Annotated in this window: 26 protein-coding genes; 5 read left to right on the top strand and 21 right to left on the bottom strand. The window is 61.6% G+C overall.

Annotated features, from left to right (window positions below; all coding sequences use genetic code 11):
* Nucleotides 1-6: 6 nt before the first annotated feature.
* From tgt to gyrA, 7 genes are all read right to left on the bottom strand, one after another.
* A complete protein-coding gene (tgt, locus tag J2R99_RS14825) occupies nucleotides 7-1,125 on the bottom strand; it encodes a tRNA guanosine(34) transglycosylase Tgt (RefSeq protein ID WP_307155174.1) in 1,119 nt (372 codons plus the stop codon).
* Nucleotides 1,122-2,222, bottom strand: coding sequence for a tRNA preQ1(34) S-adenosylmethionine ribosyltransferase-isomerase QueA (gene queA, locus J2R99_RS14820; protein WP_307155173.1), 1,101 nt, complete (start codon nucleotides 2,220-2,222; stop codon nucleotides 1,122-1,124). The genes tgt and queA overlap by 4 nt, the downstream gene beginning before the upstream one ends.
* 37 nt (nucleotides 2,223-2,259) lie before the next feature.
* Nucleotides 2,260-2,724 carry a peptidylprolyl isomerase gene (locus J2R99_RS14815; RefSeq protein ID WP_307155172.1) on the bottom strand — a complete coding sequence of 155 codons (465 nt, stop codon included), beginning with the start codon at nucleotides 2,722-2,724 and terminating at the stop codon, nucleotides 2,260-2,262.
* Nucleotides 2,725-2,761: 37 nt separating this feature from the next.
* Nucleotides 2,762-3,310 (bottom strand): peptidylprolyl isomerase, encoded by a 549-nt coding sequence (locus J2R99_RS14810; RefSeq protein ID WP_307155171.1) that lies wholly within the window; start codon nucleotides 3,308-3,310, stop codon nucleotides 2,762-2,764.
* A gap of 46 nt (nucleotides 3,311-3,356) precedes the next feature.
* Nucleotides 3,357-3,857, bottom strand: a complete 501-nt coding sequence (gene coaD / locus J2R99_RS14805; RefSeq protein WP_307155170.1) for a pantetheine-phosphate adenylyltransferase — start codon at nucleotides 3,855-3,857, stop codon at nucleotides 3,357-3,359.
* 61 nt (nucleotides 3,858-3,918) lie between these two features.
* On the bottom strand, nucleotides 3,919-4,530 hold the full coding sequence (locus tag J2R99_RS14800; RefSeq protein ID WP_307155169.1) for a LysE family translocator: 612 nt from the start codon (nucleotides 4,528-4,530) through the stop codon (nucleotides 3,919-3,921).
* A 15-nt stretch (nucleotides 4,531-4,545) separates the two neighbouring features.
* A complete protein-coding gene (gene gyrA / locus J2R99_RS14795; protein WP_307155168.1) occupies nucleotides 4,546-7,359 on the bottom strand; it encodes a DNA gyrase subunit A in 2,814 nt (937 codons plus the stop codon).
* A gap of 265 nt (nucleotides 7,360-7,624) precedes the next feature.
* Between gyrA and J2R99_RS14790 the strand changes: the two genes are divergently transcribed.
* Nucleotides 7,625-8,260, top strand: coding sequence for a MarC family protein (locus J2R99_RS14790; RefSeq protein ID WP_307155167.1), 636 nt, complete (start codon nucleotides 7,625-7,627; stop codon nucleotides 8,258-8,260).
* A gap of 75 nt (nucleotides 8,261-8,335) precedes the next feature.
* Here the strand turns inward: J2R99_RS14790 and J2R99_RS14785 are convergent, their stop codons facing one another.
* Nucleotides 8,336-8,899 carry a type 1 glutamine amidotransferase domain-containing protein gene (locus J2R99_RS14785; RefSeq protein ID WP_307155166.1) on the bottom strand — a complete coding sequence of 188 codons (564 nt, stop codon included), beginning with the start codon at nucleotides 8,897-8,899 and terminating at the stop codon, nucleotides 8,336-8,338.
* Nucleotides 8,900-9,025: 126 nt separating this feature from the next.
* Between J2R99_RS14785 and J2R99_RS14780 the strand changes: the two genes are divergently transcribed.
* Nucleotides 9,026-9,634 carry a hypothetical protein gene (locus J2R99_RS14780; protein ID WP_307155165.1) on the top strand — a complete coding sequence of 203 codons (609 nt, stop codon included), beginning with the start codon at nucleotides 9,026-9,028 and terminating at the stop codon, nucleotides 9,632-9,634.
* 90 nt (nucleotides 9,635-9,724) lie between these two features.
* Here the strand turns inward: J2R99_RS14780 and J2R99_RS14775 are convergent, their stop codons facing one another.
* From J2R99_RS14775 to J2R99_RS14755, 5 genes are all read right to left on the bottom strand, one after another.
* Nucleotides 9,725-9,883: a DUF1127 domain-containing protein gene (locus J2R99_RS14775; protein WP_092816670.1), complete on the bottom strand. Its 159-nt coding sequence runs from the start codon at nucleotides 9,881-9,883 to the stop codon at nucleotides 9,725-9,727.
* A gap of 176 nt (nucleotides 9,884-10,059) precedes the next feature.
* Nucleotides 10,060-10,809 (bottom strand): potassium channel family protein, encoded by a 750-nt coding sequence (locus J2R99_RS14770; RefSeq protein WP_307155731.1) that lies wholly within the window; start codon nucleotides 10,807-10,809, stop codon nucleotides 10,060-10,062.
* A gap of 269 nt (nucleotides 10,810-11,078) precedes the next feature.
* The gene (locus J2R99_RS14765) at nucleotides 11,079-11,531 is read right to left on the bottom strand and encodes an NUDIX hydrolase (protein WP_307155164.1); all 453 of its coding nucleotides are present in this window, start codon (nucleotides 11,529-11,531) and stop codon (nucleotides 11,079-11,081) included.
* Between the two features lie 23 nt (nucleotides 11,532-11,554).
* Complete coding sequence (gene uvrA / locus J2R99_RS14760) at nucleotides 11,555-14,437, bottom strand: excinuclease ABC subunit UvrA (protein WP_307155163.1); 2,883 nt, start codon at nucleotides 14,435-14,437, stop codon at nucleotides 11,555-11,557.
* A gap of 117 nt (nucleotides 14,438-14,554) precedes the next feature.
* On the bottom strand, nucleotides 14,555-14,968 hold the full coding sequence (locus J2R99_RS14755) for a VOC family protein (RefSeq protein ID WP_307155162.1): 414 nt from the start codon (nucleotides 14,966-14,968) through the stop codon (nucleotides 14,555-14,557).
* A gap of 183 nt (nucleotides 14,969-15,151) precedes the next feature.
* Between J2R99_RS14755 and J2R99_RS14750 the strand changes: the two genes are divergently transcribed.
* Entirely contained in the window at nucleotides 15,152-15,640 is a 489-nt protein-coding gene (locus J2R99_RS14750; RefSeq protein WP_307155161.1) for a single-stranded DNA-binding protein, read from the top strand.
* Between the two features lie 95 nt (nucleotides 15,641-15,735).
* On the opposite strand, the gene J2R99_RS14745 is transcribed toward J2R99_RS14750, so the two are convergent.
* Together J2R99_RS14745 and J2R99_RS14740 are read right to left on the bottom strand one after the other, a co-directional pair.
* A complete protein-coding gene (locus tag J2R99_RS14745) occupies nucleotides 15,736-16,800 on the bottom strand; it encodes a cytochrome-c peroxidase (RefSeq protein WP_307155160.1) in 1,065 nt (354 codons plus the stop codon).
* A 224-nt stretch (nucleotides 16,801-17,024) separates the two neighbouring features.
* The gene (locus tag J2R99_RS14740) at nucleotides 17,025-17,990 is read right to left on the bottom strand and encodes a cation diffusion facilitator family transporter (protein ID WP_307155159.1); all 966 of its coding nucleotides are present in this window, start codon (nucleotides 17,988-17,990) and stop codon (nucleotides 17,025-17,027) included.
* Between the two features lie 193 nt (nucleotides 17,991-18,183).
* On the opposite strand from J2R99_RS14740, the gene trmFO reads away from it, so the two are divergent.
* On the top strand, nucleotides 18,184-19,584 hold the full coding sequence (trmFO, locus tag J2R99_RS14735) for a methylenetetrahydrofolate--tRNA-(uracil(54)-C(5))-methyltransferase (FADH(2)-oxidizing) TrmFO (protein ID WP_307155158.1): 1,401 nt from the start codon (nucleotides 18,184-18,186) through the stop codon (nucleotides 19,582-19,584).
* A gap of 34 nt (nucleotides 19,585-19,618) precedes the next feature.
* Here trmFO and J2R99_RS14730 read toward each other — a convergent pair whose 3' ends face one another.
* Genes J2R99_RS14730 through yajC form a run of 5 tightly spaced genes read right to left on the bottom strand, consistent with a single transcriptional unit; the run spans nucleotide 19,619 to nucleotide 23,798 of the window.
* Nucleotides 19,619-20,458, bottom strand: coding sequence for a phytoene/squalene synthase family protein (locus tag J2R99_RS14730; protein ID WP_307155157.1), 840 nt, complete (start codon nucleotides 20,456-20,458; stop codon nucleotides 19,619-19,621).
* A 17-nt stretch (nucleotides 20,459-20,475) separates the two neighbouring features.
* Entirely contained in the window at nucleotides 20,476-20,889 is a 414-nt protein-coding gene (locus J2R99_RS14725) for an Mth938-like domain-containing protein (protein ID WP_307155156.1), read from the bottom strand.
* Nucleotides 20,889-21,827 carry a protein translocase subunit SecF gene (gene secF, locus J2R99_RS14720; protein ID WP_307155155.1) on the bottom strand — a complete coding sequence of 313 codons (939 nt, stop codon included), beginning with the start codon at nucleotides 21,825-21,827 and terminating at the stop codon, nucleotides 20,889-20,891. The genes J2R99_RS14725 and secF overlap by 1 nt, the downstream gene beginning before the upstream one ends.
* An 8-nt stretch (nucleotides 21,828-21,835) precedes the next feature.
* The gene (gene secD, locus J2R99_RS14715) at nucleotides 21,836-23,440 is read right to left on the bottom strand and encodes a protein translocase subunit SecD (protein WP_307155154.1); all 1,605 of its coding nucleotides are present in this window, start codon (nucleotides 23,438-23,440) and stop codon (nucleotides 21,836-21,838) included.
* A 19-nt stretch (nucleotides 23,441-23,459) separates the two neighbouring features.
* Nucleotides 23,460-23,798, bottom strand: a complete 339-nt coding sequence (yajC, locus tag J2R99_RS14710; protein ID WP_092816151.1) for a preprotein translocase subunit YajC — start codon at nucleotides 23,796-23,798, stop codon at nucleotides 23,460-23,462.
* Between the two features lie 155 nt (nucleotides 23,799-23,953).
* On the opposite strand from yajC, the gene J2R99_RS14705 reads away from it, so the two are divergent.
* Nucleotides 23,954-24,820, top strand: a complete 867-nt coding sequence (locus J2R99_RS14705; RefSeq protein WP_307155153.1) for an ATP-binding protein — start codon at nucleotides 23,954-23,956, stop codon at nucleotides 24,818-24,820.
* A gap of 32 nt (nucleotides 24,821-24,852) precedes the next feature.
* On the opposite strand, the gene J2R99_RS14700 is transcribed toward J2R99_RS14705, so the two are convergent.
* Entirely contained in the window at nucleotides 24,853-26,061 is a 1,209-nt protein-coding gene (locus J2R99_RS14700) for a peptidoglycan DD-metalloendopeptidase family protein (protein WP_307155152.1), read from the bottom strand.
* Nucleotides 26,062-26,090 lie beyond the last annotated feature (29 nt).

Here is a 26,090-nt window from a genome sequence, read left to right as displayed (position 1 = left end):
TGCCGCTTACGGCTCTCCCCGCTCCCAGTTTTCACGAACCTCCGCCACGTAGTCCGTGTAGCGCCCTTCGCTGATGGCGTGCCGGGCTTCTTTCATGAGCGTCTGGTAATAGGCGAGATTCGACCACGTCAGGAGCATCGCTCCAAGCGTCTCCTGCGTGCGGAAGAGATGATGCAGATAGGCGCGTGAATAATCGCGCGCGGCCGGGCAATCGCTCGAAGGATCGAGCGGCCGCAAATCCTCCGCATGCTTCGCATTGCGCATATTGAGGCGCCCGTAGCGCGTGAAGCCCTGGCCGTGCCTGCCGGCGCGGGTCGGCATCACGCAATCAAACATGTCGATGCCACGCGCAATCGACAGCAAGATATCCTCGGGCGTCCCAACCCCCATCAAATAACGAGGTGCGCCATCCGGCAATGCAGGCACCGTCTCCTCGAGAATTTCCAGCATAACCGCCTGTGGTTCGCCGACGGCAAGGCCCCCGACCGCATAGCCATGAAAACCGATCTGCCGCAGCCCCTCGGCCGAACGCAGTCGCAAGTTAGCCTGGTCGCCGCCCTGCACGATGCCGAAAAGCGCTCGTCCGGGCTCGCCCCCGAACGCGGCCTTCGAGCGTTCGCCCCAGCGCAGCGACAATTCCATCGCCCGCTCGACCTCGGAATATTCCGCCGGCAGTTTCAGACATTCATCGAGCTGCATGGTGATATCGGCGCCAAGGAGCCCCTGAATCTCGACGGAGCGTTCCGGCGTGAGACGATGGGTCGATCCGTCGACATGCGATTTGAACGTGACGCCGTCCTCGTCGAGCTTCGTCAGCTGTGCGAGCGACATGACCTGAAAGCCACCGGAATCCGTCAGGATCGGATGCGGCCACCGCATGAAGGAATGCAGGCCTCCCAAACGTGCAACGCGCTCCGCGCCCGGACGCAACATCAGGTGATAGGTGTTGCCGAGGACGATATCCGCCCCAAGCTCCCTCACCTGTTCGGGATACATGGCCTTCACGGTGGCCTGTGTTCCCACCGGCATGAAGGCGGGCGTGCGGATGAGGCCGCGCGGCATAGAGATCACGCCGCGACGGGCATTGCCGTCGCGCGCCTGAAGAGTGAACGAGAATTCGGTCATTTGGGCCTGATGGAGGGCGTCGCGGGTTCGAGCAGCGAGGCATCGCCGTAGGAATAGAAACGATATTCGTCTTCGATCGCATGCGCGTAAGCGGCCTTCATACGATCGAGGCCTGAAAACGCAGAGACGAGCATGAACAGCGTCGAGCGCGGCAGGTGGAAATTCGTGAAAAGCCGGTCGATGATGCGGAAGCGATAGCCGGGCGTGATAAAGATCCCGGTCTTGCCGGAGAATGGGTGCAGGAGACCATTTTCGTCGCCGGCGCTTTCCAGGATACGCAAGGCCGTCGTCCCGATCGCGACAACACGCCCGCCGCGCTTGCGCGTCTCGTTAACGGCCTCGGCGGTCTCCTCGCTCACCTCGCCCCACTCTTCGTGCATGACGTGGTCATCCGTCTCGTCGCTTTTCACCGGCAGAAACGTGCCCGCCCCAACATGCAGCGTCACGAGGCGGCGCTCGATGCCCTTTTCGGCGAGAGTGGCAAAAAGATCTTCGGTGAAATGCAGACCCGCCGTCGGCGCAGCGACCGCCCCCTCCTTCGCCGCATAGACCGTCTGATAATCTTCCAGATCAGCCGCGTCGGCCTGACGGCGCGACGCGATATAGGGCGGGAGCGGCATAGCCCCCTGGCCGTGGATGGCTTCATCGAGAACGGGGCCGGAAAGAGAGAAGCCGAGCGTAATCGCCCCGGCCTCGCCTTTTTCGACAACGCGCGCATCGAGGCTTCCGGCAAGACAGGTCTCGCCCTCGCCACCGAAACGCAGAATGTCACCCGGCTTTAGCTTTCGGCCCGGTTTGGCGAGCGCCATCCAATGCGACTCGTCCAGCCGCTCGATGAGGGTCGCTTCGACGCGGATCGCCTGCCCATCTTGCGTGCGCGGCAGACGACGCCCGGCAAGCCGCGCCGGAATGACGGCCGTATCGTTCAAGACGAGAAGATCGCCGGGCTCCAACAATTTAGGAAGGTCGAAGACGTGGAGATCGCGGAAAGGCCCTTCAGTGGGCACGACGAGAAGCCGCGCGGAATCGCGCGGCCGCGCCGGACGAAGCGCGATCCGCTCTTCCGGCAACTCGAAATCGAAAGCATCGATACGCATGGGAAAGAGGCGGCGGAGAGAGACCGCCGCCAAATCATCAGGCGTCCGCAGCGACCTTGATCGACTGGACGGTGTCAGGCTGCCGCGGCGGCTCGCCCTTGTTGATCTGGTCGACGACATCCATGCCGTCCACCACTTCGCCCCAGACGGTGTACTGGCGATCGAGCCACGGGGCCTCGGCAAAGCAGATGAAGAACTGGCTGTCGCCGGAATTGGGATCCATAGCGCGCGCCATCGAGACGGTACCGCGCGTGTGCTTCTCCGACGAGAATTCCGCTTTGAGCTTCTTGCCGGATCCACCCGTGCCGTTGCCGTTGGGGCAGCCGGTCTGAGCCATAAAGCCGTCGATGACGCGGTGGAATTTCACACCGTCATAGAAGCCGTCGCGCACGAGCTCCTTGATCCGCGCCACATGGTTGGGCGCCAGGTCCGGGCGCATGGCGATGGTCACCTGCCCTTTGCTGGTTTCCATGATGAGTGTGTCTTCGGGTTGGGCGGCCATTCGAATCTCCCTGATTTGGAGGTCTCGGGTAAGGTGCCTATTGGTCTGCGGCAACCTTCATGCTGATGATCTTGTCGGGGTTGTCCACCTTGCCATTGGCACTGGAACTTCCCTTCTTGATATTGTCGACGAGGTCCATGCCATCGGTGACTTCACCCACGACGGTGTACTTGCCGTCGAGGCTCGGTGCCGGCGCGAACATGATGAAGAACTGCGAATTGGCGCTGTCAGGATTGCTGGAGCGCGCCATGCCGACGACGCCGCGCACGAAAGGCTCATCCGAAAACTCCGCCTTGAGGTCTGGCAGATCCGATCCCCCCATCCCGGTGCCGGTCGGATCACCCGTTTGCGCCATGAAGCCGTCGATCACACGGTGAAACGGCACGCCGTCATAGAAGCCCTGACGCGTGAGCGTCTTCAGGCGCTCGGCATGGTTCGGCGCGAGATCCGGGCGCAGGTGAATGCTGACGGTACCGTCTTTCAACTGCATCAAAAGCGTGTTCTCGGCATCCGCCGATTGCGCGAGCACGGGCTGCGAAAGCGTGCAGGTGACGGCAAAGGCGAGCGTGGCCAGCCATTTCAGCATGAAAATGTCCTTCCTTGAGATCTGAACCCGCAGGCGGTGCAATCGTTCAGCGTTCGGCGAGTGCCACACGCACGGCATCTGCAGCCGAAGCCGGCACGAAGGGCCCGATATCGCCGCCCATGGCCGCGATCTGACGCACGAGCGTGGCCGTGATATGACGGTGGTGCGGGCTCGCCGGCACGAAAACTGTCTGCAGCCAATGCGCCATGGTGCGGTTCATACCGACCATCTGCATCTCGTAATCGAGATCCGTCCCGTCGCGCAGACCGCGGATCAGGATGGTGGCACCGACCTCCTGGGCAAGGTCAACAACGAGATTGTCGAAGCTCAGCACCTCGAGCGTGACCTCGCTGCTTTCCGCCAGCGGACCCGCGACTTCTTCGATGAGCGCAATACGCTTGTCGATGTCCAGCAGGCCAGACTTCGTCGGATGCCGTCCGACCGCGACGATCACCCGATCGACCAGCCCAAAGGCCGCCTGAAGGATATCGATATGGCCGTTCGTCAGCGGGTCGAATGAGCCCGGGTAGAGTGCAGTGCGAATCATTGGGCCCGCTTAGCGTCACCTGCGGCGAACCGCAATGTGTGGGATGTCGGTTCGAAACGCTTCACCGGCGGCTCAACGCCATCCAAAGGCCGCCTCCGACCAGACATGTTCCGCCGAAGATCTCCACGAGTCGGACGTTGCGCCTGGACAAAAGCAGGCCTGTCCGCCCGGCGGCGATTGCGTACATGCTATCGAGGCATGTCGCCACCACCATGAAGGTGCCGCCAAGCAGAAGCGTCTGCATCACCGCCGAGCCGGTCGGATCGATGAACTGCGGAATAAGGGCGCCGAAGAAGAACAAAGCCTTCGGGTTCGACCAGATGACGATAAAACCCTGCCAGAACCAATTGCGTGTGGCCTTGGCGGCATCGGCATTTCCGAGCGTTCCATCGGAACGCCAGAGCTTGATCCCAAGCCAGATGAGGTAAGCGGCCCCGAGAAGCTTAAGCCAGAAGAACGCCTCTCCCAAGAGCGCGACGATCGCCGAAAATCCGAAGGCGAGGATCGCGACCATCACCGCGATGCCCGCTTGCGTACCAGCGACGTTCATCAGGCCAGCCCGGGCGCCGTGGCGCATGGAATTGGCGATAATGACCGTCACCGTCGGTCCAGGAACAATCACAACGGCAATGCACGCCGCAAGATATGTCAGCCAGCTTGCAAGATCGATCATCTGCCCCCTCGCCCTCTATTCCGTTGGCGGCTCCCCCTCGGATCCACCGCTGTCGTCGTTCTGCGGATCGGATTCAGGGGCATCCTCTTCGCCACCTTCTCCATTTCCGTTGAGCTCGTCCTGCGCGCTCGCCTCCGTGATCCGCTCGACGGACACCACTTTTTCGTCCTTCGCGGTGGAAAAGACAATAACGCCCTGCGCCGCGCGTCCGGTGATGCGAATGCCGGCGACCGGCACACGGATGAGCTGGCCGCGATCGGTGACGAGCATGATCTGGTCACCTTCCTCCACGGGGAAAGACGCCACAAGCGGCCCGTTCCGCTCGTTCACGACCATGCCAATGATGCCTTTGCCGCCACGTCCGGAGATCCGATATTCGTGCGACGACGTCTGCTTGCCGTAGCCATGTTCGGAAACGGTGAGGATGAACTCCTCTGCAGCGCTCATCTCGGCGTAGCGCTCAGACGACAAGGCCCCGGCTTCCACCTCGACCTCGTCTCCCTCCTCGATGACGTCTCCGGCATCGCCGTTGTCGGCCTCTCCGGCGACGGCGCGCCGCATCTTCAGGTAAGCGCTGCGCTCCTCCGGCGTCGCCTCGAAGTGACGCAGGATCGACATGGAGATGACGCGATCACCCTTGCCGAGCCGGATCCCGCGCACGCCGACGGACGAGCGTCCGGCAAAGACACGCACATCCGTCACAGGGAAGCGGACCGATTGCCCGAAAGCCGTCGTCAGCATGACGTCATCGTCTTCGGAGCATGTCCAGACGCCCGCGATCGCATCGCCGTCTTCGAGCTTCATGGCAATCTTGCCATTGCGATTGATGTTGACGAAATCGGCAAGCGAATTTCGCCGCACCGTTCCGCCCGTCGTAGCGAACATCAGATCCAGCCGCTCGAACTCCTTGTCGTCATCGGGCAGCGGCAGGATCGTCGTGATCGTCTCGCCGTCTTCCAGCGGGAGGATATTCACGAGCGCCTTGCCGCGCGCCTGCGGTGCGGCAAGCGGCAGACGCCAGACCTTGAGCTTGTAGACGATGCCGCGTGAGGAGAAAAACAGCACGGCCGTGTGAGTATTGGCCACGAAGAGGCGATTGACGAAATCCTCCTCGCGGAAGGACATGCCCGACCGTCCCTTGCCGCCGCGGCGCTGAGCCCGATAGGTGGCGAGCGGAACGCGCTTGATGTAGCCGGCATGGGACACGGTGACGACCATGTCTTCACGCTGAATCAGATCCTCGTCTTCGAGATCGCCGCCGCCCTCTTCGATCACCGTCCGACGGGGCGTTGCGAATTCTTCCTTCACCGCCGTCAGCTCGTCTTTGACGATGCCGAGGATCCGCGCCCGCGAAGCCAGAATCTCGAGATATTCTTTGATCTCAACCGCGAGCTTATTCAGTTCGTCAGCGATCTCGTCGCGGCCGAGCGCAGTCAGGCGCTGCAGGCGCAGCTCGAGGATGGCACGCGCCTGCTCTTCCGAAAGGCGCACGGTCCCATCTTCGAGAACCATGTGGCGCGGATCGGCGATCAAACGCACAAGAGGCGCGACATCCTTGGCAGGCCACGCCTTTGCCATCAGCTGCTCACGCGCAGTCTGCGGATCGGGCGCGGCCCGGATCAGTGCAATCACCTCATCGATATTCGCCACTGCGATGGCGAGACCGACGAGGACATGGGCGCGATCACGCGCCTTGCCGAGCAGGAACTTGGTCCGGCGACCGACCACCTCCTCGCGGAACGAGATGAAGCTCGACAGGATGTCCCTGAGGCCAAGCTGCTCGGGGCGTCCACCGTTGAGCGCCACGAAATTCCCGCCGAACGTCGTCTGAAGCGGCGTGAAGCGATAAAGCTGGTTGAGGACGACATCGGCCACCGCGTCGCGCTTCACCTCGATGACGACGCGCACGCCCTGCCGATCGGATTCGTCGCGGATGTCGGAGATGCCCTCAAGCCGCTTCTCTCGCACGAGCTCGGCGATCTTTTCGATCATCGCCGCCTTATTCACCTGATAAGGCACCTCGGAGATGATGATCGCTTCGCGATCTCGCGCCCCCGTCTCGACAGCCACCTTGCCGCGCATGACGATCGAGCCGCGGCCCGTTTCGTAGGCCGAGCGAATGCCCGCCCGCCCCAGGATGACACCACCCGTCGGAAAATCCGGACCGGGAATGAGATCCATGAGATCGAGATCGGAGACCGTGGGGTCGTCGATCAGAGCGACGCAACCATCGATCACTTCGCCGAGATTGTGCGGGGGAATGTTCGTCGCCATGCCGACGGCAATGCCGCCTGCGCCATTGACGAGGATGTTCGGGAAGCGCGCGGGGAGAACGACGGGCTCCTGCTTGCGCCCATCATAGTTCTCCTGGAAATCGACGGTATTCTTGTCGATGTCCTGCAGCATCGATTCCGCCGGCTTCGCCAGGCGGCATTCCGTGTACCGCATCGCCGCGGCAGGGTCGCCATCAAGCGAACCGAAATTGCCCTGCCCGTCGACGAGCGGCAGGCGCATCGAAAAATCCTGCGCCATGCGCACGAGCGCATCGTAAATCGCCTGGTCGCCGTGCGGGTGATAGTTACCCATCACCTCACCGACAACGCCCGCGCATTTGCGGTAGGCTCGGTTCGAGGCGATCCCCATTTCGTTCATCGAATGGAGAATGCGGCGGTGAACGGGCTTCAGGCCGTCGCGAACGTCAGGCAGCGCACGACTGACGATCACGCTCATCGCGTAATCGAGATACGAGGTGCGCATCTCATCTGTGATGGAGATGGAACGGATGTCGCCGCCGCGGCGTCCGTCGGAAGGAGTCTTGGCGTCAGTCAAGGAAAGAATCGAATGCTGTGATGTGTGGCCCTCTTTCTAGCTGGAATCGGCCGATAAGCCAAGTCGAGGGCGAGAGTAATACATTAATCAAATCAAAGACTTATAAAGCTGTCTGACAGTTTCGTTGCGCGGAGCTCCGCCAAAGCCGCGATTCCGCCCGCAAAAGCCGGCCGGAACGACGATGACAGGCGCGAAGCCGTGGCTTTTCAGGGGATCTCCGCCGCAGGCATTTCTCCCTTATCAAGGGAGTGATAGGAGCTCGCGCATGGAACAGCTCGTTACCGCTTTCGTCACGCTTTTCGTCACCATCGATCCCGCCGGATTGGCGCCACTCTTCCTGGCACTGACGGCGGGAATGAACCGTGACCAGCGTCAACAAGTGGCGTTGCGGGCGACGTTGATCGCACTTCCCATTCTGGTGATCTTCGCACTCGCCGGATCAGCAATCCTGACGGTCTTCGGCATCACGCTGCCCGCATTCCGGATCGCAGGCGGCATTCTTCTCTTCGTCATCGCGTTCGAGATGATCTTCGAAAAACGCCAGGAACGCCACGAGCGCAGCGCAACACGCGTCCTCACCTCGGAAGATATCGGCCACATCGCCGTCTTCCCCCTGGCCATTCCGCTCATAGCCGGCCCCGGCGCCATCTCCGCGACGATCCTCGTCGCGGGCAAGAATCCGGGATTTGTGGGCATGGCAGAGCTCATCCTGGTCATTTTCGCCATTCTGGGGCTCACCTTCTTCGTCCTCTCGCTCGCAGAACGCATCGAGAAGCTGATAGGCGAGACCGGGCGTATCGTGATCACGCGGCTTCTCGGCGTCATTCTGGCGGCGCTCGCAGTCCAATATGTGGCCGACGGTGTGCTCGCATTCCTGGATGCGCATCAGCGCGCTCTTTGAGCTCAAAAGAAAAGGCCGGCGTAACGCCGGCCTTCCATCTCCTCTGACGAGGCTGTCTTGCGAGGCGAGCCGCCCCTACGCAGCCTGACGCTGCGTATGCCGTCCCTCGGCGATTTCTTCAGCCACCTTCGCACAGAACGCGTCGAGATCACCGGGGTTACGGCTGGTGACGATACCCTGATCCACGACAACTTCCTTGTCGTGCCAATTGGCACCGGCGTTCATCACGTCGGTCTTGATCGACTTGTAGCTCGTCATGTCACGCCCCTTGGCGACACCCGTCTCGACAAGCAGCCAAGGCGCGTGACAGATGGCGCCGATCGGCTTCTTCTGCTCATAGAACGCACGGATGAGAGACAACGCCTTCTCTTCCACACGCAGCAGGTCGGGATTGATCTGGCCGCCCGGCAGAACGAGCGCGTCGTAATCGTTGGCGCTCACCTCATCGAGCTTCCGGTCGACAGGGACTTCGCCGCCCCAATTGTCCTTATCCCAGCCCTTGATGGAGCCCTCCTGCGGAGAAACCACATGGACTTCGGCACCCGCCTCACGCAGCTGCTTCAGCGGCACCTCAAGCTCGGACTGCTCGAAGCCGTTCGTTGCGAGGATGGCTACTTTCTTTCCGGTGATATTGTGCATGTCTCAACTCCTTGAATATCGTTGGATATTTCGACGAGCTTGCCCGTCTCTTCGATGATTCAACGACATACCCGGATACGAGTTCCGGCCTTTTCTGATTGCGCCGGCTCACCTAAACTGCCCGGTATGTGGCGGTGGACGATCCTGTTTCTTGTGCTCGCCGGCGTCACCATCGCCGGCTGCACGAGCGATTCCGCCGCGATGCGGACGCGCTGGTACGAGGCCCGCAAGGCCCAGCCCCCAAAGGGGGATAAGATCTATGTCTGCCACGCCTTCAGCTGCCTCCTGACGACGCCGGTGCGGTTTTCACCGAAGGAGATCAGCAAACTCTCACGGCCTTTCCGGGACGTCTCCAATGCGCAGGAGGAGCGCCGTTCAATCTCCAAAGCCGTGCAGATTTTCGAGGAGAACGTCGGACACAAGATCGGCACATCAGGCGATTTGGGCGGCTTTGAGAAGGTCGGCGGCGGGGATCCCAGCCAAATGGACTGTATCGACGAGGCGACCAACACGACGAGCCTGCTGATTTTCCTGCAGGAGCACGGGGCGCTCAGATATCACACCGTGGCCGAACCGGTCGCCAGGGGATTCTTCCTCGACGGCCGCTATCCCCACGCCACCGCCGTTGTGATCGACACCCAGTCGAAGCAACGCTGGTCGATCGATTCCTGGCCCAACGCCAACGCCGAGCCGCCCGTGATCATGCCGCTCAAGCAATGGTTCGCCTCGCGCTAGGGCTGCGACGGAACCGCTCCACAAACGAAAACCGCCGGCGATTGCTCGCCGGCGGTCTTCAACCCAAAACCTGGCCTCGGAGGCCGAAAATCAGAACGTGGCTTCGCGCGCCACGCGGCGGATTTCGCCCGGAGTGATGCCGATATCGTGCAGCTCACGAACGGAGAGCCCCTGCAGCTCCTTCAGAGTGCGCTGATAGCGGCGCCAGCGGCGGAAGCGACCAAGCAGGCCCTTGGAGGACGTGCCCATAATGAACCTCGGAATGTTTTATCTAGTGTTTGACGAGGCGGATATAGCGATACCGGGAGCAGTTTTGCAGTGCACAAATCGCATGGCTGGAATGCCGAAAAGGAAGGCAGTTGCCGCAATTTTGTAACGGTCACCGCCTGCGTAAGAGGCAGTTTCCGTTTGGGGCGGGAATGCGCTCAAAAACGCCCCTCATCCGGGATGTTGAGGAGCTCTCCGCAGGCCTTGCAATGAACCGCATCGACCTCGTGGCGTTGCAGCCCACAGCTTGGGCACGTGAAACGGATCTTGCGGGGGCGTAGGATCACCTGCACGAGGCGCAGGAACAGCGTGACCCCAAAAATCATGATCACGACGGCAATGAGCCGCCCGCCCGTTCCGCCGAGCGTGATGTCGCCAAAACCTGTGGTCGTCAATGCGGTGACGGTGAAATAGAGCGCATCGACATAGTTGCTGATTTCCGGGTTCTGCCGGTGTTGGGTCTCGTAGACGATGCCCGTCATGACAAAGAGAAACACAGCGAGATTGGCGAGCGCGATGATCGCTTCCTCATTGTGCCGGAAGAAGCGACTGCGTCCTCGAAAGCGCATCAGCACATGATACGTGCGCAAAAGTCGCAGGGTTCTAAGCACCCTTAGGAAGCCAGCCCCTTCATCAGCGAGGGGCAGGAGAAACGAGACGATCGCCGCGACGTCCGCCCAGGTTGTCGGGCTCGCGAGATCGGCCAGGCGGCGGCGACTGACGAAAAGCCGCGCCAGAAAGTCGGCGAGGATGACAAGGCCGAGGACGAAGTCCGTCCAGATGAGGAATCTCGAGTAAGTCACGAAGGATGTGAGGACGACGAAGAGCAGGGTCGCGCAGTCGAAGATCAAAAGCCCAGCACGAAAATGGTGGGATCGGCGGCTATCGCCCTCGTAAAGCTGCGTCAGAAAGCGGCGAAGCCCCTGCGGGCCGCTCTCTGAAGAGGCGCCTCGCCGTGGCTTATCGGGCAATCCCCTCTCTCGTCTTTCGGCCAAAGCGATTCCCCCTCGCCGCCCTACTGGCAATGCGCTTGTCCATCATGGGCGCGGCGTCATGGCTGCGCAACGCGCCAGGGCGACAGAGCGGGCTCTGAGACAAGTCCATGATCCGCCACATCCCCGTGATCGCCGCGGTGCCTGAACGTGGCACTCATGCCTCCGGAGTCCGGGCGAACCTCTCAAATCACCTCTTCCAAGGCGCCGAGGATCGGCTGCTGGCTCTTGAGGATCTTGCTTCGCGCCGCCTCGATGGAAAACCACCCTGCCCGATCTGCCTCGGGAAAGACCCGGCGCTTACCCGAATGCGGCGGCCATTCCATTTCGAAGAGGTTGCTCTTGAACCCGCCGAGGTCGAAATCCCCCTCCAACGCGAAGGCCTCGACACGCTTGCCACCCGCCTGTCTGAACTCCCCGAGCAGGATGAGATCAACATCCGGCACGCATCCCGTTTCCTCGTAAAACTCGCGTCGGGCGGCCACCTCCGCAGCCTCTCCTTCTTCTCGCAGACCTTTGGGGATCGACCAGGCACCGTCATCCTTCTTCGCCCAGAACGGGCCGCCCGGATGAACGAGCAGCACCTCCGGGCCGGATGGTCTTCGGCGGAACATCAAAATACCTGCGGACCGGGGCATCGCATGCCGCGCGAGCGACCGCTCTATTCCGCCGCTTCGGAGCGCCGCATACCACGTTCCAAAATCGGCTTCAGAAACTGCCCTGTGTAGCTCCGCGGCTCCGCCACCACGTCTTCCGGCGTACCGGCGACCACGATTTCGCCGCCGCCATCTCCGCCTTCCGGCCCGAGATCGATGATGTAATCCGCCGTCTTGATGACATCGAGATTGTGCTCGATCACCGCCACCGTATTTCCCTGTTCGACCAGTTCGTGCAGCACCTCCAGAAGCTTCGCCACATCGTGGAAATGCAGACCCGTGGTCGGCTCATCGAGGATATAGAGCGTGCGTCCGGTTGCACGCTTCGACAATTCCTTCGCAAGCTTCACGCGCTGCGCTTCGCCGCCCGAAAGCGTCGTCGCCTGTTGGCCAATCCGCACATAGCCGAGGCCCACACGCGCGAGCGTCTTCAGCTTGTCGCGCACCGCGGGGATTGCCTGGAAGAAGCCGACGCCTTCTTCGACGGTCATGTCGAGGACATCGGCGATAGACTTCTCCTTGAACGTAACTTCCAAAGTCTCGCGGTTGTAACGTTTGCCGTGACAGACGTCGCAGGTGACATAGACGTCGGGCAGGAAGTGCATCTCGATCTTGACGACACCGTCGCCTTGGCAGGCCTCGCAGCGTCCCCCCTTGACGTTGAAGGAGAAACGGCCCGGCTGATAGCCACGCGCCTTCGCCTCCGGCAGACCTGCAAACCATTCGCGAATGGGGGTGAACGCGCCCGTATAGGTCGCAGGATTGGAACGCGGCGTGCGTCCGATCGGCGATTGATCGATGTCGATCACCTTGTCGAGATGCTCGAGCCCGGCAAGGTCCGCATGCGGGGCGGCCTGTTCGCGCGCACCGTTGAGGCGGCGCGCCACCGATTTATAGAGCGTGTCGATGAGGAGCGTCGACTTGCCGCCACCCGAGACACCGGTCACGCAGGTGAACGTGCCGAGCGGGATTTTCGCCGTGACATCCTTGAGATTGTTGCCCGTGGCGCCGGAGAGCTTCAGCCAGCGCTTTTTGGAGGCCTTGCGGCGTGTCTGCGGAACCTCGATCGCGCGCGCCCCAGAAAGGTACTGGCCCGTAAGCGAAGCCGGACTTGCCATGACATCGCCAGGCGTTCCTTCCGCCACCACCTCACCGCCATGGATGCCCGCGCCGGGTCCCACATCGACGACATGGTCGGCCGCCATGATCGCATCCTCGTCATGCTCGACGACGATGACGGTGTTGCCGAGGTCGCGCAAATGCTTGAGCGTCTCCAGAAGCCTGGCATTGTCGCGCTGATGCAGACCGATCGACGGCTCGTCCAGCACATAGAGGACGCCGGTCAGGCCCGATCCGATCTGTGAGGCAAGCCGAATGCGCTGGCTCTCGCCACCCGACAAGGAGCCCGAATTGCGCGCCAAGGTCAGATAATCGAGCCCAACATCGTCGAGAAAGCGAAGCCGCTCGCGAATTTCCTTGAGAATGCGCAGCGCGATCTCATTCTGCTTTCCGCTCAGCTTTTCCGGCAATTCCGTGAACCAGCGGTTCGCCTCGCGGATCGAAAAATGCGAGACCTCGCCGATGTTGAGGCTCGCGATCTTCACCGCGAGCGCTTCCGGCTTCAGCCGCAGGCCGTTGCAGGCGGCGCATGGCGTCGAGGACATGTATTTGCCGATCTCCTCGCGCATCCACGCAGAATCGGTCTCCTTCCAGCGCCGCTCCAGATTGGGGATGATGCCTTCGAAGGTCTTCTTCGCCTGATATTTTCTAAGCCCATCATCGTAGACGAGCGCAACCTTCTCCTTGCCCGTCCCATACAAGATGGCTTGGCGCGCGTCCTCAAGAAGCTCCTCGAACGGAACCGTCAGGCTGAAGCCGTAATGCTGGGCGAGCCCCTCGAGCGTCTGCAGATAGTAAGGCGAGCTCGATTTCGCCCAGGGGTGGATCGCCCCCTTGCGCAGGCTCAAGCGCGGATCGGGCACCACAAGATCGGGATCGATGCGCAGTTCAGATCCGAGGCCGTCGCAGGTCGGGCAGGCGCCGAAGGGATTGTTGAACGAAAACAGCCGCGGTTCGATCTCGGGGATCGTGAACCCGGAAACGGGACAGGCGAATTTTTCGGAAAAGACAATCGGTGCCGACGGCTTGCCGCCTTCGCCCATATCCGCGAACTCGGCGACGGCGATTCCATCGGCAAGCCGCAGCGCCGTCTCCAGAGAATCGGCCAACCGGCTCCCGGCATCCGCGCGGACGACGACGCGATCGACGACGATGTCGACGTCGTGCTTCAGCTTCTTGTCGAGCGCCGGCGCCTCGGCGATCTCGTAGAAGGTTCCATCGATCCGCGCGCGCTGAAAACCGCGCTTCATATACTCGGCGAGATCCTTGCGGAACTCGCCCTTGCGGCCACGCACGACCGGTGCGAGCAGATAAAGTCGCGTACCGTCCGGCAAAGCCAGAATACGATCGACCATCTGGCTGACCGTCTGGCTTTCGATCGGCAAGCCCGTCGCCGGCGAATAGGGAACACCGACGCGGGCAAACAGCAGCCGCATATAATCGTAGATCTCCGTCACCGTGCCGACGGTGGAGCGGGGATTGCGCGACGTCGTCTTCTGCTCGATGGAAATTGCCGGTGACAGGCCGTCGATCTGGTCGACGTCGGGCTTTTGCATCATCTCCAGAAACTGGCGCGCATAAGCCGACAACGACTCGACATAGCGCCGCTGCCCCTCGGCATAGATGGTATCGAATGCGAGCGAGGATTTGCCGGAGCCAGAAAGGCCCGTCATCACGATCAGACTGTCGCGCGGCAGATCGAGATCGACGTTTTTGAGATTGTGTTCGCGCGCGCCCCGCACGGAGAGCGTCTTTTGCGGATCCGTCATGGCCGTTCCGGATGATGGTGATGCGGGCAGGCTTGCCCGATGCTTATTTAGTGCAGCGGGCGTGATGGAAAAACCCCGTCCTTCCCGCTTCGCGCCATACCCGCTCTTCGATCCCAGTCATTCACCGAGATGGACGCGCCCTTCCGCGTCGATTGACCAAAACGGGTTGTGGGCGACTTCCCACAAATGCCCATCAGGATCGGCAAAATAACCCGAATAGCCGCCCCAGAAGACTTCTTCGGCCGTTTTGACGATCTCGCCTCCTGCCGCCTCCACCTCCTTCAAGACGACATCGACCTCCTCGCGGCTTCTCGCATTGAAGGCGAGCGTGACGCCCGAAAAGCCGTCTCCGTCCGGGTCGACTTTGGCATCTGCCGCCAGCGACGTCCTCGGATAGAGCGCCAGGACAAAGCCGTTCAGATCATAAAATACCACTTCCTCGTGGGCATTCGCACGTTGCCAGCCGAGCCCATCCTCGTAAAATTGCCGTGCTCGCGACAAGTCCGCGACGCCCAGCGTCACGACACTCATTCTCTGTTCCATACGCCTGCCCCCTCGTTCGTGGATCTTGCACGACGTCCATATGGAACATACAGTGAACGCCCAGCGGCGACAAGCGTGTTTGCAAGGGCCCGTTTACAGTCCGGCGGCGCTTGAGTGAAAAGGGGCAACCTTTGGCCGCTCTCGGCGGCTCCAGAAACCAGGGAGAATTTCATGGCCGGCAGCGTCAACAAAGTCATCTTGATCGGCAATCTCGGGGCCGATCCCGAAATCCGGCGTCTGAACGACGGTCGTCCGGTGGTCAATCTGCGCATCGCGACCTCGGAGAGCTGGCGCGACCGCAATTCCGGAGAGCGGCGCGAGCGCACCGAATGGCACCGCGTCGTCATCTTCAACGAGGGGCTGGCAAAAATCGCCGAGCAATATCTGCGCAAGGGCTCCAAGGTTTATCTCGAAGGCCAGCTGCAAACGCGCGAATGGGATGATCAGTCGGGCCAGAAGCGTTTCACGACCGAGGTCGTGTTGCAGGGCTTCAATTCGGCCCTCACCATGCTCGACACGCGCGGCGGAGGCAGCGGTGGCGGCAGCTATGACGCCCCCTCCTCCGACCGTGGTGGCCGCTCGGACTTCGGCTCGTCCGGTCCGATGGAAGGCGGCCGCGGCTCCTTCAAGGACGACCTGGACGACGAAATCCCGTTCTGAAGTCTGGCGGGAAGAGACACGGCAGACAAAATGAAGGGCCGCTCACGCGGCCCTTCGCTCATCTGCCGGGGGAGGCTTTTCGGAAAACCTTTAGCTCAGTTGTTTTCCTGTCCCGGAATGGTCAGCACCGGACGCGGGGTATCGGCCGTGCTGGCCGGCAGAATCGGATAATCGACCTGCGGCTGCTCGCCCGTGAGGGTGTGCAGGAACGCCACCATGGAATCGACTTCCTCCTCGGTGAGCTCCGTTCCAAGCTGGGCCGTCGCCATCACCTGCACCGCCTGACGCAGGCTCCACACTTGGCCACTGTGGAAATAAGGCGCCGTCAGCGCGATATTCCGCAATGTGCCGGCTCGGAAGACATACTCATCCGTCGCCGTGTGCGTCACCGCAAAGCGGCCTTTGTCGTCCGGTGGCAGAATGTCGGCACCTGGCTTCTCCACGACACCGAACGGGAAATAATCCTGACCGCCGACATTCACGCCGGAATGGCAGGACACGCAGCCCTTTTCCATGAACAATGAGAGACCGTGCTTCTCCTTGTCGTTCAGGGCATTCGTGTTGCCGTCCAGGAATTGATCGAAGCGGGAAGCGGGTGTCACCAGCGTCACTTCGAAGGCCTCGATCGCCTTTGCGACGTTGTCGAGAGTGATCGGATCCTCGTCGCCGGAAAACACGACGTCGAAGCGATCCTTGTACTCGGGCATACTGTTCAGGACCGCGACCACCTCATCGGGAGTGGAGTTCATCTCCACCGCTGCCTGCATCGGCCCGACGGCTTGCGCTTTCAGGTCGGCCGCCCGTCCGTCCCAGAACTGGGCGATGTTGAAGACGGAATTGAGGACGGTCGGCGCGTTGCGGGGACCGCGCTGCCAGCCGTGTCCGACAGAGGTTGGCTGCAGATCTGTCCCGGCGAGGCCGAGATTGTGGCAGGTGTTGCAGCTCAGAAGGTGAGAAGAAGACAGCCGCGGATCGAAATACAGCATCTTGCCGAGCTCGACCTTTTCGCGGGTGATGGCGTTGTTTTCGGGCGCCTGCACCATCGTCGGAATCGGATCGAAAAATCCGTTGGCGTCTTCCATCAATTTCTGGTCGTCCGCAGCATAGGCCGCAGTGCCTAGCCCGGCCGTAAGTAGGAGCGAGACCAGCAAACGTGTCATCGCGCTCTCCATTCATTTGCGAGAGAGTCACGGGAGATGAGACGTCAAGGCGAGCGCAACCGGCGACCATCGGGTCGGCTCGTGGCTTTTGGCGTTCAAGGCCCGCGACCCAGATCGCTGCCTCAGGTCGCGGGCCAACTCTAGCAGTGCGGGATGGGCTACTTTTGACTTAGATCAATTCTAAGGTAGTCTCGCTATTCTGTCGCATCCGGCCGCTCCTCGAGCTAGTTGGAAGCCGACGCGTTGACGGCCCGCAGTTCTTCTTCCACCGCGATTTTGTGATCGCCCGCAGATTGCACCTCGATGAAAAGGCGGCGGATCGTGGGAATGCGCGCCTTGATCGCCTTTTCCAACCGCGTGATGGCGGCTTCAACGCGCCCGGCCGGCATATCGTCCTCAAAATCGACTGAGAGCGCCAGCAAGATGTCGTTGGGCCCCCGATGCAATGTCCTGAGCTCGTTCAGTGCGCTGACGCCTTCCTCCGCTTCGACGATCTCGCGCACCGCGGCGACCGTCTCCGGTGCTGCCGATTCGCCGATGAGAAGGCCCTTGGTTTCGATCGCCAGGAGCACTGCGGTCGTCCCAAGAATAATGCCGATCCCGATCGAGGCGGCACCGTCCAACCAGGCAAGGCCGAGATAACTGGCGAGGAACACGCCGATCAACGCGACGACGAGACCGAGCAGGGCGGCGGTATCTTCGTAAAGGACCGTGAAAACAGTGGGATCCTTGGAGTGGCGAACGGCTTCGAAAAAATTGTGCCCTTCGTTCCTCTGGCGACGAAACTCGCGGTAGGCAACGGTCCATGACACACCTTCGAACACGATCGCCAGCGTCAGAACGATGTAATTGACGAACGGAGACGTAATCTCGTTAGCGTCGGTGATCTTGTGCACGCCCTCATAGACGGAGACGCCAGCGCCAACCGCAAAGATCAGGATCGCCACCACGAAGGCCCAGAAATAGATCTCCGCGCTGTAGCCGAAGGGATGCGCACGATCCGCTGGACGAGATGCCCGTTTCATCCCGTACAACAGAAGCCCTTGATTGCCGGTATCGACAACCGAATGGATGCCTTCCGACAACATCGCCGAGGAGCCTGTATAGGCGGCGGCACCGAACTTCGTTATCGCAATCGCTAGGTTTCCGACAAGCGCCGCATAAATCGCCTTTTTCGAGCTTCCCGCCATCTCAATCCCCGTTTTGTCGCCTTCGACGGCTGTTGTTGCGCTGCCTGGCAAGCATCATATGGATTCGCGCAGGCACCCTGCCTCTCCCCTTGCGATCTCGCTGGCAAGCGTCAACATGCGCGGGCGTGATGCGTTGCATGCGAGATGGTTCCGCCTCGCAACGAACGATGCAGCAAAAGCTAAGAGACACGAAATGACGAGACCCATCCATGTCATCGGCGGCGGCCTTGCCGGCTGCGAAGCCGCCTGGCAGATCGCCGAAGCAGGCATTGCCGTCGTGCTGCACGAAATGCGGCCCGAGGTCGAGACGCCAGCGCATAAAAGCGACGGCCTCGCCGAGCTCGTCTGTTCGAACTCGTTCCGCTCCGACGATGCGACAAGCAACGCGGTCGGTGTTCTCCACGCAGAGATGCGGGCGGCCAATTCGCTCATCATGCGGGCGGCCGACCGCCATCAATTGCCCGCCGGATCGGCGCTTGCCGTCGACCGCAACGGTTTCTCCGAAGCCGTGACACAGGCCATTGCCGACCATCCTTTGATCCACATCGAGCGCGGCGAAATTTCCTCGCTTCCAAGTTCGGACCAGCCGACCATCATCGCCACCGGCCCTTTGACGAGCGGAGCGCTTGCAACCGCGATCCGTCAGGCGACGGGCGAAGACCAGCTTGCCTTTTTCGACGCCATTGCGCCGATCATCCATCGTGACAGCATCAACATGGATATCGCCTGGATGCAGTCGCGCTATGACAAACCCGGACCTGGCGGCGACACGGCGGCCTACCTGAACTGTCCGATGGACCGCGCACAGTACGAGGCCTTCATCGCGGCCCTTCTTCAGGCCGAGACCGCCGATTTTCGGGAATGGGAGAAGGATACGGCCTATTTCGAAGGCTGCCTTCCGATCGAGGTCATGGCCGCGCGCGGAGCCGAAACGCTGCGATGGGGTCCGATGAAGCCAGTCGGCCTTACCAACCGGCACCGTCCGGAGGAAAAACCCTGGGCCGTGGTGCAACTCCGCCAGGACAACAAGCAGGGCACATTGTTCAACATGGTCGGCTTCCAGACCAAGATGAAATACGGCGAACAGACACGCATTCTCCGCATGATCCCGGCCCTGGAAAATGCCGAATTCGCCCGTCTCGGCGGCATTCACCGCAACACGTTCCTACGTTCGCCGAAAATCCTCGACGAAACGATGCGCCTGAAGGTACAGCCCCATATCCGTTTCGCCGGCCAAATCACAGGCTGCGAAGGCTATGTCGAATCGGCATCCATCGGGCTTCTCGCCGGCCGCTTCGCTGCCGCCGAAGCGCTGGGAGATCAACCGGCCCTGCCCCCAGACACGACGGCCCACGGAGCGCTCCTCGCACACATTACCGGCCGCAATCTCGTGGATAAGGAGAATGGCGACTTCCAGCCGATGAACGTCAATTTCGGCCTTTTCCCCGAGATCGCGGCGCCCGTGAAAGGCGAGGACGGGCGCAAAATGAAGGGCAAAGAGCGAGGCGTGGCACGCAAGCGTGCGCTCGCCGCACGTGCACTTGCCGATTTCGCGACGTGGCTTGCAGCGAACGAATTGCGCAAGGCAGCCTGAGAGCCGAAGAGGCTTTCTGCCAACCTCAGATCGTTCAGCGGCCCATGCCGAAACCGGCAAACACCATCCGGCTCAACACGCTGAGCGCCGGCATGGGCTGAGGTGAAACGAGAAATCTGGTCGGATCGCGCGCAATTCGGGCGAGGAGGACATCCGCCGCATGCAATGGCAAGAACGCTGAGCGGGCGCGCCCCCGAACGTTCCTGAGCGCCGCCGCTGCGCGGCTTCGATGCATGCGCCCGAAAGTGACGAGCTCGCCGATTGGAGCGACGAGCTCTTTCGCCTCGGCGGAATAAGCCTCCTGCGGGGAGAGACCCACCGTCTGGAGAAGCTCAGAGGGTATGACGAGACGCCCCCTCGCCCGCGCCCGTGCGCCATCCCAAAGGCTCATGGCGACCCCATAGGCGATGCCCGCATGCCCCGCAGCCTCGGCAATTTCGCCAGCCTCTCCCCCGAGAAACAATCCGCCCAGCTGGAAGAGGCTCGACTGCGTCTCTCCCATCCGACCTTCGAGATCGGCAAGCGTTGCGGGAGGATCTGCGTATAGGTCGCCGTGCCGCGCTTCCGTGAGGGCCACAAGGGCATCGGCGGAAAGTCCTCGCTCGCGCAGTGCCAAAGCGAGCCGATCGACGATCGGAGAGCCGCTCGCCTGCCCCGCAACCGCAAGGTCGAGCGAATCGCGCCACCACGTCAGACGGATCTCTCCGAGAGTCGCCTCTTGCACGACATCGGCAACCTTTTCCGCCTCGACTGCGAAGGCATAGAGCGAAAAGAGTTCCTCACGCACATTCTGCGGCGCGAACAAGACCGAGTAGTAGCGCGGAAGATCGCGCTCGCGCACGGGCTCAACGAGGGTGGGATCGGGCTCGGCCATGAGCCGGAGCTAGGGTTTCATTCTGGATCGTCGACAGCAATCAGCGCCGCAGCAACAGCCCGCTTTTCCGCAAGCAGGATGTTGTAGGTCCGCGAGGCGGCGCCTGTCGCCATCACTTCCGGCCACACACCGGCAGCTTCGAGATCCGATTTCACTTTTGGATCGAGCGGAACGAGATTGCGGCCCGTCCCGATCAGAAGCACCTCGATCGAAGACGCTTCGGCAAGCGCTGGCTCAAGTGCTTCGAGGCTGATCTCATCCGGCTTTGTGACATGCCAACCGATGATCGCCGAAGGCAGCATCAGGATCGACCCGCGATGCGACATGCGGGCAAACCGAAAACCGCCATTCCCGTAAGCATCGACCGGTGCACGCCCGGGGAAACGGCCGCCCTCAGGCGGCACCGATTGTCTGTCTCCGCCGGCCGGCATCAGCTTGCCGCGGGTTTCTTTGCGGCGTCCGGTGCGGCGACCTTCTCAGGACGCAGATTAAAGAAGATCAGCATCGGCGCGGCAATGAAGACCGTGGAATAGGTGCCGATGAAGACGCCCCAGATCATCGCGGCTGTGAACGACCGGATGACAGCTCCGCCGAAAAAGAACAAGGCTGCAAGGGCGATCAGCGTGGTGAGAGACGTCAACAAGGTCCGAGAAAGGGTCTGATTGACCGACAGATCGATGATGCCCCGGATCGGCGTCTGCTTGAATTTCCGCAGCATTTCACGCACGCGGTCGAAGATCACCACGGTGTCGTTCAACGAATAACCGACGATCGTCAAAATCGCCGCGATCGAGGACAGATTGAACTCGATCTGGGTGATCGTGAAGAATCCGATCGTCAAGATGACGTCGTGGAGAAGCGAGGCGATGGCCCCGATGGCGAACTGCCATTCGAACCGGAACCAAATATAAAGCAGCACTCCGACGAGCGTCACGAGAACGGCGATCGTCCCGGTCTCCGCGAGCTCCCCAGAGACACGCGGCCCAACGACCTCGACCCGACGATAATTGTAAGCGTCGAAACCAAGAGCGTTCTGCACCTTCTGCACGGCCGCCTGCTGCGCCTCGTCTCCCCCCGGCTGCGTCGCGATGCGGATGATCGCCTCGTTGCCAGAGCCGAAACCCTGAACCTCGAAATCGCCAAGCTCGAGCGGCTGCAGCGTCTGCCGAACCGCGCCGATGTCGACTGCCCCGCTCTGGCTTTGCACCTCGATCAGGGTACCGCCCCTGAAATCGATGCCGAGATTGAGGCCGATGACAAAAAACAAGACGAGCGACGCCACCATGGCGACCACTGAGGCGGGAAAGCCCCAGCGCGCAAAGCGCATGAAAGGAATCGTCGTTTCGTCAGGAACGATACGGAATGGCATAGCGATACTCAGATCGGCACGGTCTTGGGGCGCTGCGAGCGAACCCAAATGGCGACGATGAAACGGGTCAGAACAAAGGCGGTGAAGACGGTCGTCAGGATGCCGAGGGCAAGGGTGACTGCGAAACCACGGATTGGCCCAGAGCCCAGGGCGAAAAGCGCAAAGGCTGCTATCAAGGTCGTGATGTTGGCATCAAGGATCGTACCGAGCGCCCGACTGAAACCAGCCTCGATCGCGTTGATCGCGGACCGCCCCAGTTTGGCTTCCTCGCGTATTCGCTCGAAGATCAGCACGTTGGCATCGACCGCCATACCGACGGTCAGCACGATGCCGGCGATACCCGGAAGCGTCAGCGTCGCCTGCAGGAGCGTCAAAAGCGCCAGTAGGAGCACGATGTTGCAGATCAGGGCAACATTCGCAAAGACCCCGAACAGACCGTAGACGAGCACCATAAAGACGATGACACCGGCCGTGCCGATCAACGCGGCGATCTCGCCCGCAGCGACAGAATCCCGGCCAAGGCTAGGTCCGACGGTGCGCTCTTCGACGATTGTGAGGTCGGCCGGAAGGGCGCCTGCCCGCAGCAGAACGGCGAGGTTTTGCGCGCTTTCGACCGTGAAATTGCCCTCGATCTGTCCAGAACCACCGAGGATGGGCGAGCGGATGACGGGGGCCGTAATGTATTTGTTGTCGAGGACGACAGCAAAGCGGCGTCCGACATTTTGCTGCGTCAGCTGTCCGAAAATCGAACCGCCGCGGGAATTGAAGCGGAAGGTGACAATCGGCGTATTCGTCTGCTGATCGAATGCGGGCTGTGCGTCGACGAGATCATCGCCGGAAAGCCGTGCCCGCGATTCAACGAGAACCGGGCCGTCATTGGGGTCAGCCGGCTCGACGATCTCACATCCGGCGGGCGGACGCCCTTGCTGCGCGGAGACGACATCGCCCTCCGGGCATTCCAGATGGAACGTCATCTTCGCCGTCTGGCCGAGGATTTCCTTCAGCCGGCTCGTGTCTTCAAGACCCGGAACCTGGACGAGAATGCGATCGTTGCCTTCCCGCTGAATCGTCGGCTCGGTCGTTCCAAGCGCGTTGATACGCCGCCCGAGAACGGAGAGGCTCTGCTCGACTGCGGAGCGGGTGCGCTCTTCGAGCCCCGCCTCGGTCAAGTTCAGTGTCACCTGCGCGCCGTCCCGGGAAACCTCCACCTCGCTCACGGAGCCCTGTCCAAAGAGCCCCGATTGCACGGGATTGGTCAGCGGACGCAGGAGCTGCATCACGCGATCTGCTTCGCTCGGTTCGCGCAACGTAAACGTCACGCTTTCGCCGCGGCTACGCAAATTGCGGTAGCCGATGCGTTCGTCACGCAAGGTTTGCCGAACATCGCCGACCAGCGTCTGAAGCCGATCTTTGACCAACGAATCGCGCTCCACCTGCAAAAGCAGATGGGCGCCTCCCCGCAGATCGAGACCGAGGACGATCTGGCGCTTTGGCATGAAAGACGGCCACGCCTGCACCGTCGCGGCGGAAAAAAGATTGGGAAGCGTCACGATGACCCCCGCCACAAGGACGAGGACGATGAGGACGATCTTCCAACGAGCGAAATAGAGCATGAAAAGGCGGGTCCTGGTGTCAGGCGGCTGAGCCGCTCACCGGCTCGGCCTTTGCTCGAACCTCATAAATGAGGCCTCTTTGCGCCCGCACCTTCACGCCTTCGGCAATCTGCACTTCGAGCTCGTTGTCGTCGATCACTTTGGTGACCTTGCCGATGAGACCGCCACCGGTCACCACCGTGTCGCCACGTCGGATCGCCTTCAGCATCTCTTCCCGCTTCTTCGCCTGCTGGCGCTGCGGACGGATGATGAGAAAATACATGATCACGAAGATCAGGATGAAGGGCAGAAGTGAAATCAACATCTCACCGCCGCCACCTGCGCCTGCGCCTTGCGCATAGGCCGGAGTCACGAACATAAAGGCCTCGGAATTTGCTTGCGGACCCGTCGGTCCAAACCGGCGCGGACTATAGCTGTGGCGCGCCCCTTTGCAACCGGTCCCGGCACGAGCGATCTGTCGAGCCCTCGATCCTTGTGTTACCGAGACGCCCCGCCTGTAGGACGTGAACCCAAGTGACTCAAGACCAAACGCAAAACCTCATTCCGCTCCTTGAACGGATTGCCGGTGCTCTCGAGCGCCTTGCCCCGCCCCTAGCTCCTCCGCTCGATCTCTCCGCGGACGCCTATGTGTGGGATCCGGAACCGCCTCGCCTCATCCCGGTGAAGCACGTCAACCGCCTGGAAATCGAGCTTTTGCAGGGCATAGACCGGTCCCGCGACACGCTTCTGGAGAACACGCGGCACTTCGCCAAGGGCTATGCGGCCAACAACGCCCTACTTTGGGGCGCTCGCGGAATGGGAAAATCCTCGCTGGTGAAATCGGTTCACGCGCAGGTCGCCGCCGAAGCGCCCGAGACGCCGCTGAAGCTCGTCGAAATCCATCGCGAGGATATCGACACGCTGCCCGATTTGATGAACACCATCCGCGAGCGGTCGGAGCGTTTCATCTTTTTCTGCGACGACTTGTCCTTCGACGCGGACGACACGTCCTACAAATCCTTGAAGGCCGCACTTGAAGGCGGCGTCGAGGGCCGGCCGCGCAACGTGATTTTCTACGCCACGTCCAATCGCCGCCACCTGCTCCCTCGCGACATGATCGAGAACGAGCATTCGACGGCCATCAATCCCTCAGAGGCGGTCCAGGAAAAGGTGTCGCTTTCAGACCGATTCGGCCTGTGGCTCGGCTTCCACCACTGCGACCAGACGCAATATCTGGCAATGGTGCGCGCGTATGTGGCGCATTTCGCCATTGATACGGCGGAAGAGGAATGGCGTCCTCAAGCCCTGGAATGGGCGACCACGCGCGGCAGTCGCTCCGGTAGAGTCGCCTGGCAATTCATCCAGGATCTCGCAGGCCGAACGGGTCAGTCGCTCGGATGACTGACCCGAGATTGAGCCCGGAAGGCATCCGCTTAAGCGGACGCCATATGTCCGACCGGGTTGACCGGGGTAGCTCCCTTGCGGAGTTCGAAATGCACCTGCGGCGAAGTCACGTTGCCGCTCATTCCGGACTTCGCGATGATCTGACCGCGCCGGATTTTCTCGCCGCGTTTCACCAGCAGCTCGCTGTTGTGGGCGTAGGCCGAAACCCAACCGCCCTCATGCCGCACGAGTATCAGGTTGCCGTAGCTCTTCAGCTCGTTGCCGGCATAGATCACAGTGCCGTCTTCGGCGGCCTTCACGGCTGTGCCCTCTGGCACGGCGAGATTGATGCCGTCGTTGCGTTCGCCGTTCGGCTTGCTGCCGAACTCGGCAATGATGCGTCCGTGCACCGGCCAGCGGAAGCCTGAGCCTCCGGACTTCGCCGTGGTATCGGCCGCCGGAGCGGCGCTTTCCTGCTTGGGCTCAGCGGACGGCGGCGTATAGCTCACCGGGGTCTTTTCAGGCCGCACCTCGGGCGTGGCTTCCGGCTGGGCATCCGACATCGTTCCGTCACCGGGATCGACCCGCGCGACCTGCGTCCCACCGCCGGACGGAATTCTTAGCGTCTGACCGGGGCGGATGTTGCCACCTTGAATGTTGTTGGCAGACGCAAGTTCGCTCGTCGTGACACCATGGGCATGCGCGATGCTCCACAGCGAATCACCGGAACGGACGGTATATCCCCCGCTCGAAGCAACATTGCTCTGCTGGCGCGACTGCGGCGTTGCCGCTTCGGTTCGAGCAACGGCGGGCTCGGCTCGGCGCGGCTGAGGCGTCCCCTGCGAATCAACAGTCAGCTTTCCGAGCGGCTTTGGCATACCGCTCGGCGCGTAAGGCTCCGGCGGCGTATAGGGTTTCGGAGCAGCCGCCTGCTGTTGCGGGGAGCTCGTCGGCGCACGCGAGTAGCTCTGCTGCGCCCCGGCCGAGCCCGGATAATTGTAGGCCGTCTGATAACCGCCGGAGGGCGGCGGCAATTGGCGAGACTGGACCGCCGGCGATGGAGCCGCGATCTGTTGCGGCGCCTGATAGGCATTCGCCTGGGCGGTAATCGTTTGCTGCTGATTCGCCGTAGAGCCGGTGTAGATGGGCTCAGTCAGACGTATGGCATCGGCGCTGCACCCGGCACCTAGCCCGGCAAGCAGGGCAAGCGCACTAATGCGGGTGAACCAGAAGCTGGCAGACTGACGGTATGACCTCATCGAACAAACTCACGCAGGCATTGGGGATG

This window comes from Rhodopseudomonas julia (assembly GCF_030813515.1).
Classification (GTDB): Bacteria; Pseudomonadota; Alphaproteobacteria; order Rhizobiales; family Afifellaceae; genus Afifella; species Afifella julia.
This window is presented reverse-complemented; position numbering and strand designations above follow the sequence as displayed.

What these genes read in the sequence shown, in the direction of transcription:
- tgt (WP_307155174.1), bottom strand. Translation starts at nt 1,125, where the DNA reads ATGACCGAATTCTCGTTCACTCTTCAGGCGCGCGACGGCAATGCCCGT.
- queA (WP_307155173.1), bottom strand. Translation starts at nt 2,222, where the DNA reads ATGCGTATCGATGCTTTCGATTTCGAGTTGCCGGAAGAGCGGATCGCG.
- J2R99_RS14815 (WP_307155172.1), bottom strand. Translation starts at nt 2,724, where the DNA reads ATGGCCGCCCAACCCGAAGACACACTCATCATGGAAACCAGCAAAGGG.
- J2R99_RS14810 (WP_307155171.1), bottom strand. Translation starts at nt 3,310, where the DNA reads ATGCTGAAATGGCTGGCCACGCTCGCCTTTGCCGTCACCTGCACGCTT.
- coaD (WP_307155170.1), bottom strand. Translation starts at nt 3,857, where the DNA reads ATGATTCGCACTGCACTCTACCCGGGCTCATTCGACCCGCTGACGAAC.
- J2R99_RS14800 (WP_307155169.1), bottom strand. Translation starts at nt 4,530, where the DNA reads ATGATCGATCTTGCAAGCTGGCTGACATATCTTGCGGCGTGCATTGCC.
- J2R99_RS14790 (WP_307155167.1), top strand. Translation starts at nt 7,625, where the DNA reads ATGGAACAGCTCGTTACCGCTTTCGTCACGCTTTTCGTCACCATCGAT.
- J2R99_RS14785 (WP_307155166.1), bottom strand. Translation starts at nt 8,899, where the DNA reads ATGCACAATATCACCGGAAAGAAAGTAGCCATCCTCGCAACGAACGGC.
- J2R99_RS14780 (WP_307155165.1), top strand. Translation starts at nt 9,026, where the DNA reads ATGTGGCGGTGGACGATCCTGTTTCTTGTGCTCGCCGGCGTCACCATC.
- J2R99_RS14775 (WP_092816670.1), bottom strand. Translation starts at nt 9,883, where the DNA reads ATGGGCACGTCCTCCAAGGGCCTGCTTGGTCGCTTCCGCCGCTGGCGC.
- J2R99_RS14765 (WP_307155164.1), bottom strand. Translation starts at nt 11,531, where the DNA reads ATGCCCCGGTCCGCAGGTATTTTGATGTTCCGCCGAAGACCATCCGGC.
- uvrA (WP_307155163.1), bottom strand. Translation starts at nt 14,437, where the DNA reads ATGACGGATCCGCAAAAGACGCTCTCCGTGCGGGGCGCGCGCGAACAC.
- J2R99_RS14755 (WP_307155162.1), bottom strand. Translation starts at nt 14,968, where the DNA reads ATGAGTGTCGTGACGCTGGGCGTCGCGGACTTGTCGCGAGCACGGCAA.
- J2R99_RS14750 (WP_307155161.1), top strand. Translation starts at nt 15,152, where the DNA reads ATGGCCGGCAGCGTCAACAAAGTCATCTTGATCGGCAATCTCGGGGCC.
- J2R99_RS14745 (WP_307155160.1), bottom strand. Translation starts at nt 16,800, where the DNA reads ATGACACGTTTGCTGGTCTCGCTCCTACTTACGGCCGGGCTAGGCACT.
- J2R99_RS14740 (WP_307155159.1), bottom strand. Translation starts at nt 17,990, where the DNA reads ATGGCGGGAAGCTCGAAAAAGGCGATTTATGCGGCGCTTGTCGGAAAC.
- trmFO (WP_307155158.1), top strand. Translation starts at nt 18,184, where the DNA reads ATGACGAGACCCATCCATGTCATCGGCGGCGGCCTTGCCGGCTGCGAA.
- J2R99_RS14730 (WP_307155157.1), bottom strand. Translation starts at nt 20,458, where the DNA reads ATGGCCGAGCCCGATCCCACCCTCGTTGAGCCCGTGCGCGAGCGCGAT.
- J2R99_RS14725 (WP_307155156.1), bottom strand. Translation starts at nt 20,889, where the DNA reads ATGCCGGCCGGCGGAGACAGACAATCGGTGCCGCCTGAGGGCGGCCGT.
- secF (WP_307155155.1), bottom strand. Translation starts at nt 21,827, where the DNA reads ATGCCATTCCGTATCGTTCCTGACGAAACGACGATTCCTTTCATGCGC.
- secD (WP_307155154.1), bottom strand. Translation starts at nt 23,440, where the DNA reads ATGCTCTATTTCGCTCGTTGGAAGATCGTCCTCATCGTCCTCGTCCTT.
- yajC (WP_092816151.1), bottom strand. Translation starts at nt 23,798, where the DNA reads ATGTTCGTGACTCCGGCCTATGCGCAAGGCGCAGGCGCAGGTGGCGGC.
- J2R99_RS14700 (WP_307155152.1), bottom strand. Translation starts at nt 26,061, where the DNA reads ATGAGGTCATACCGTCAGTCTGCCAGCTTCTGGTTCACCCGCATTAGT.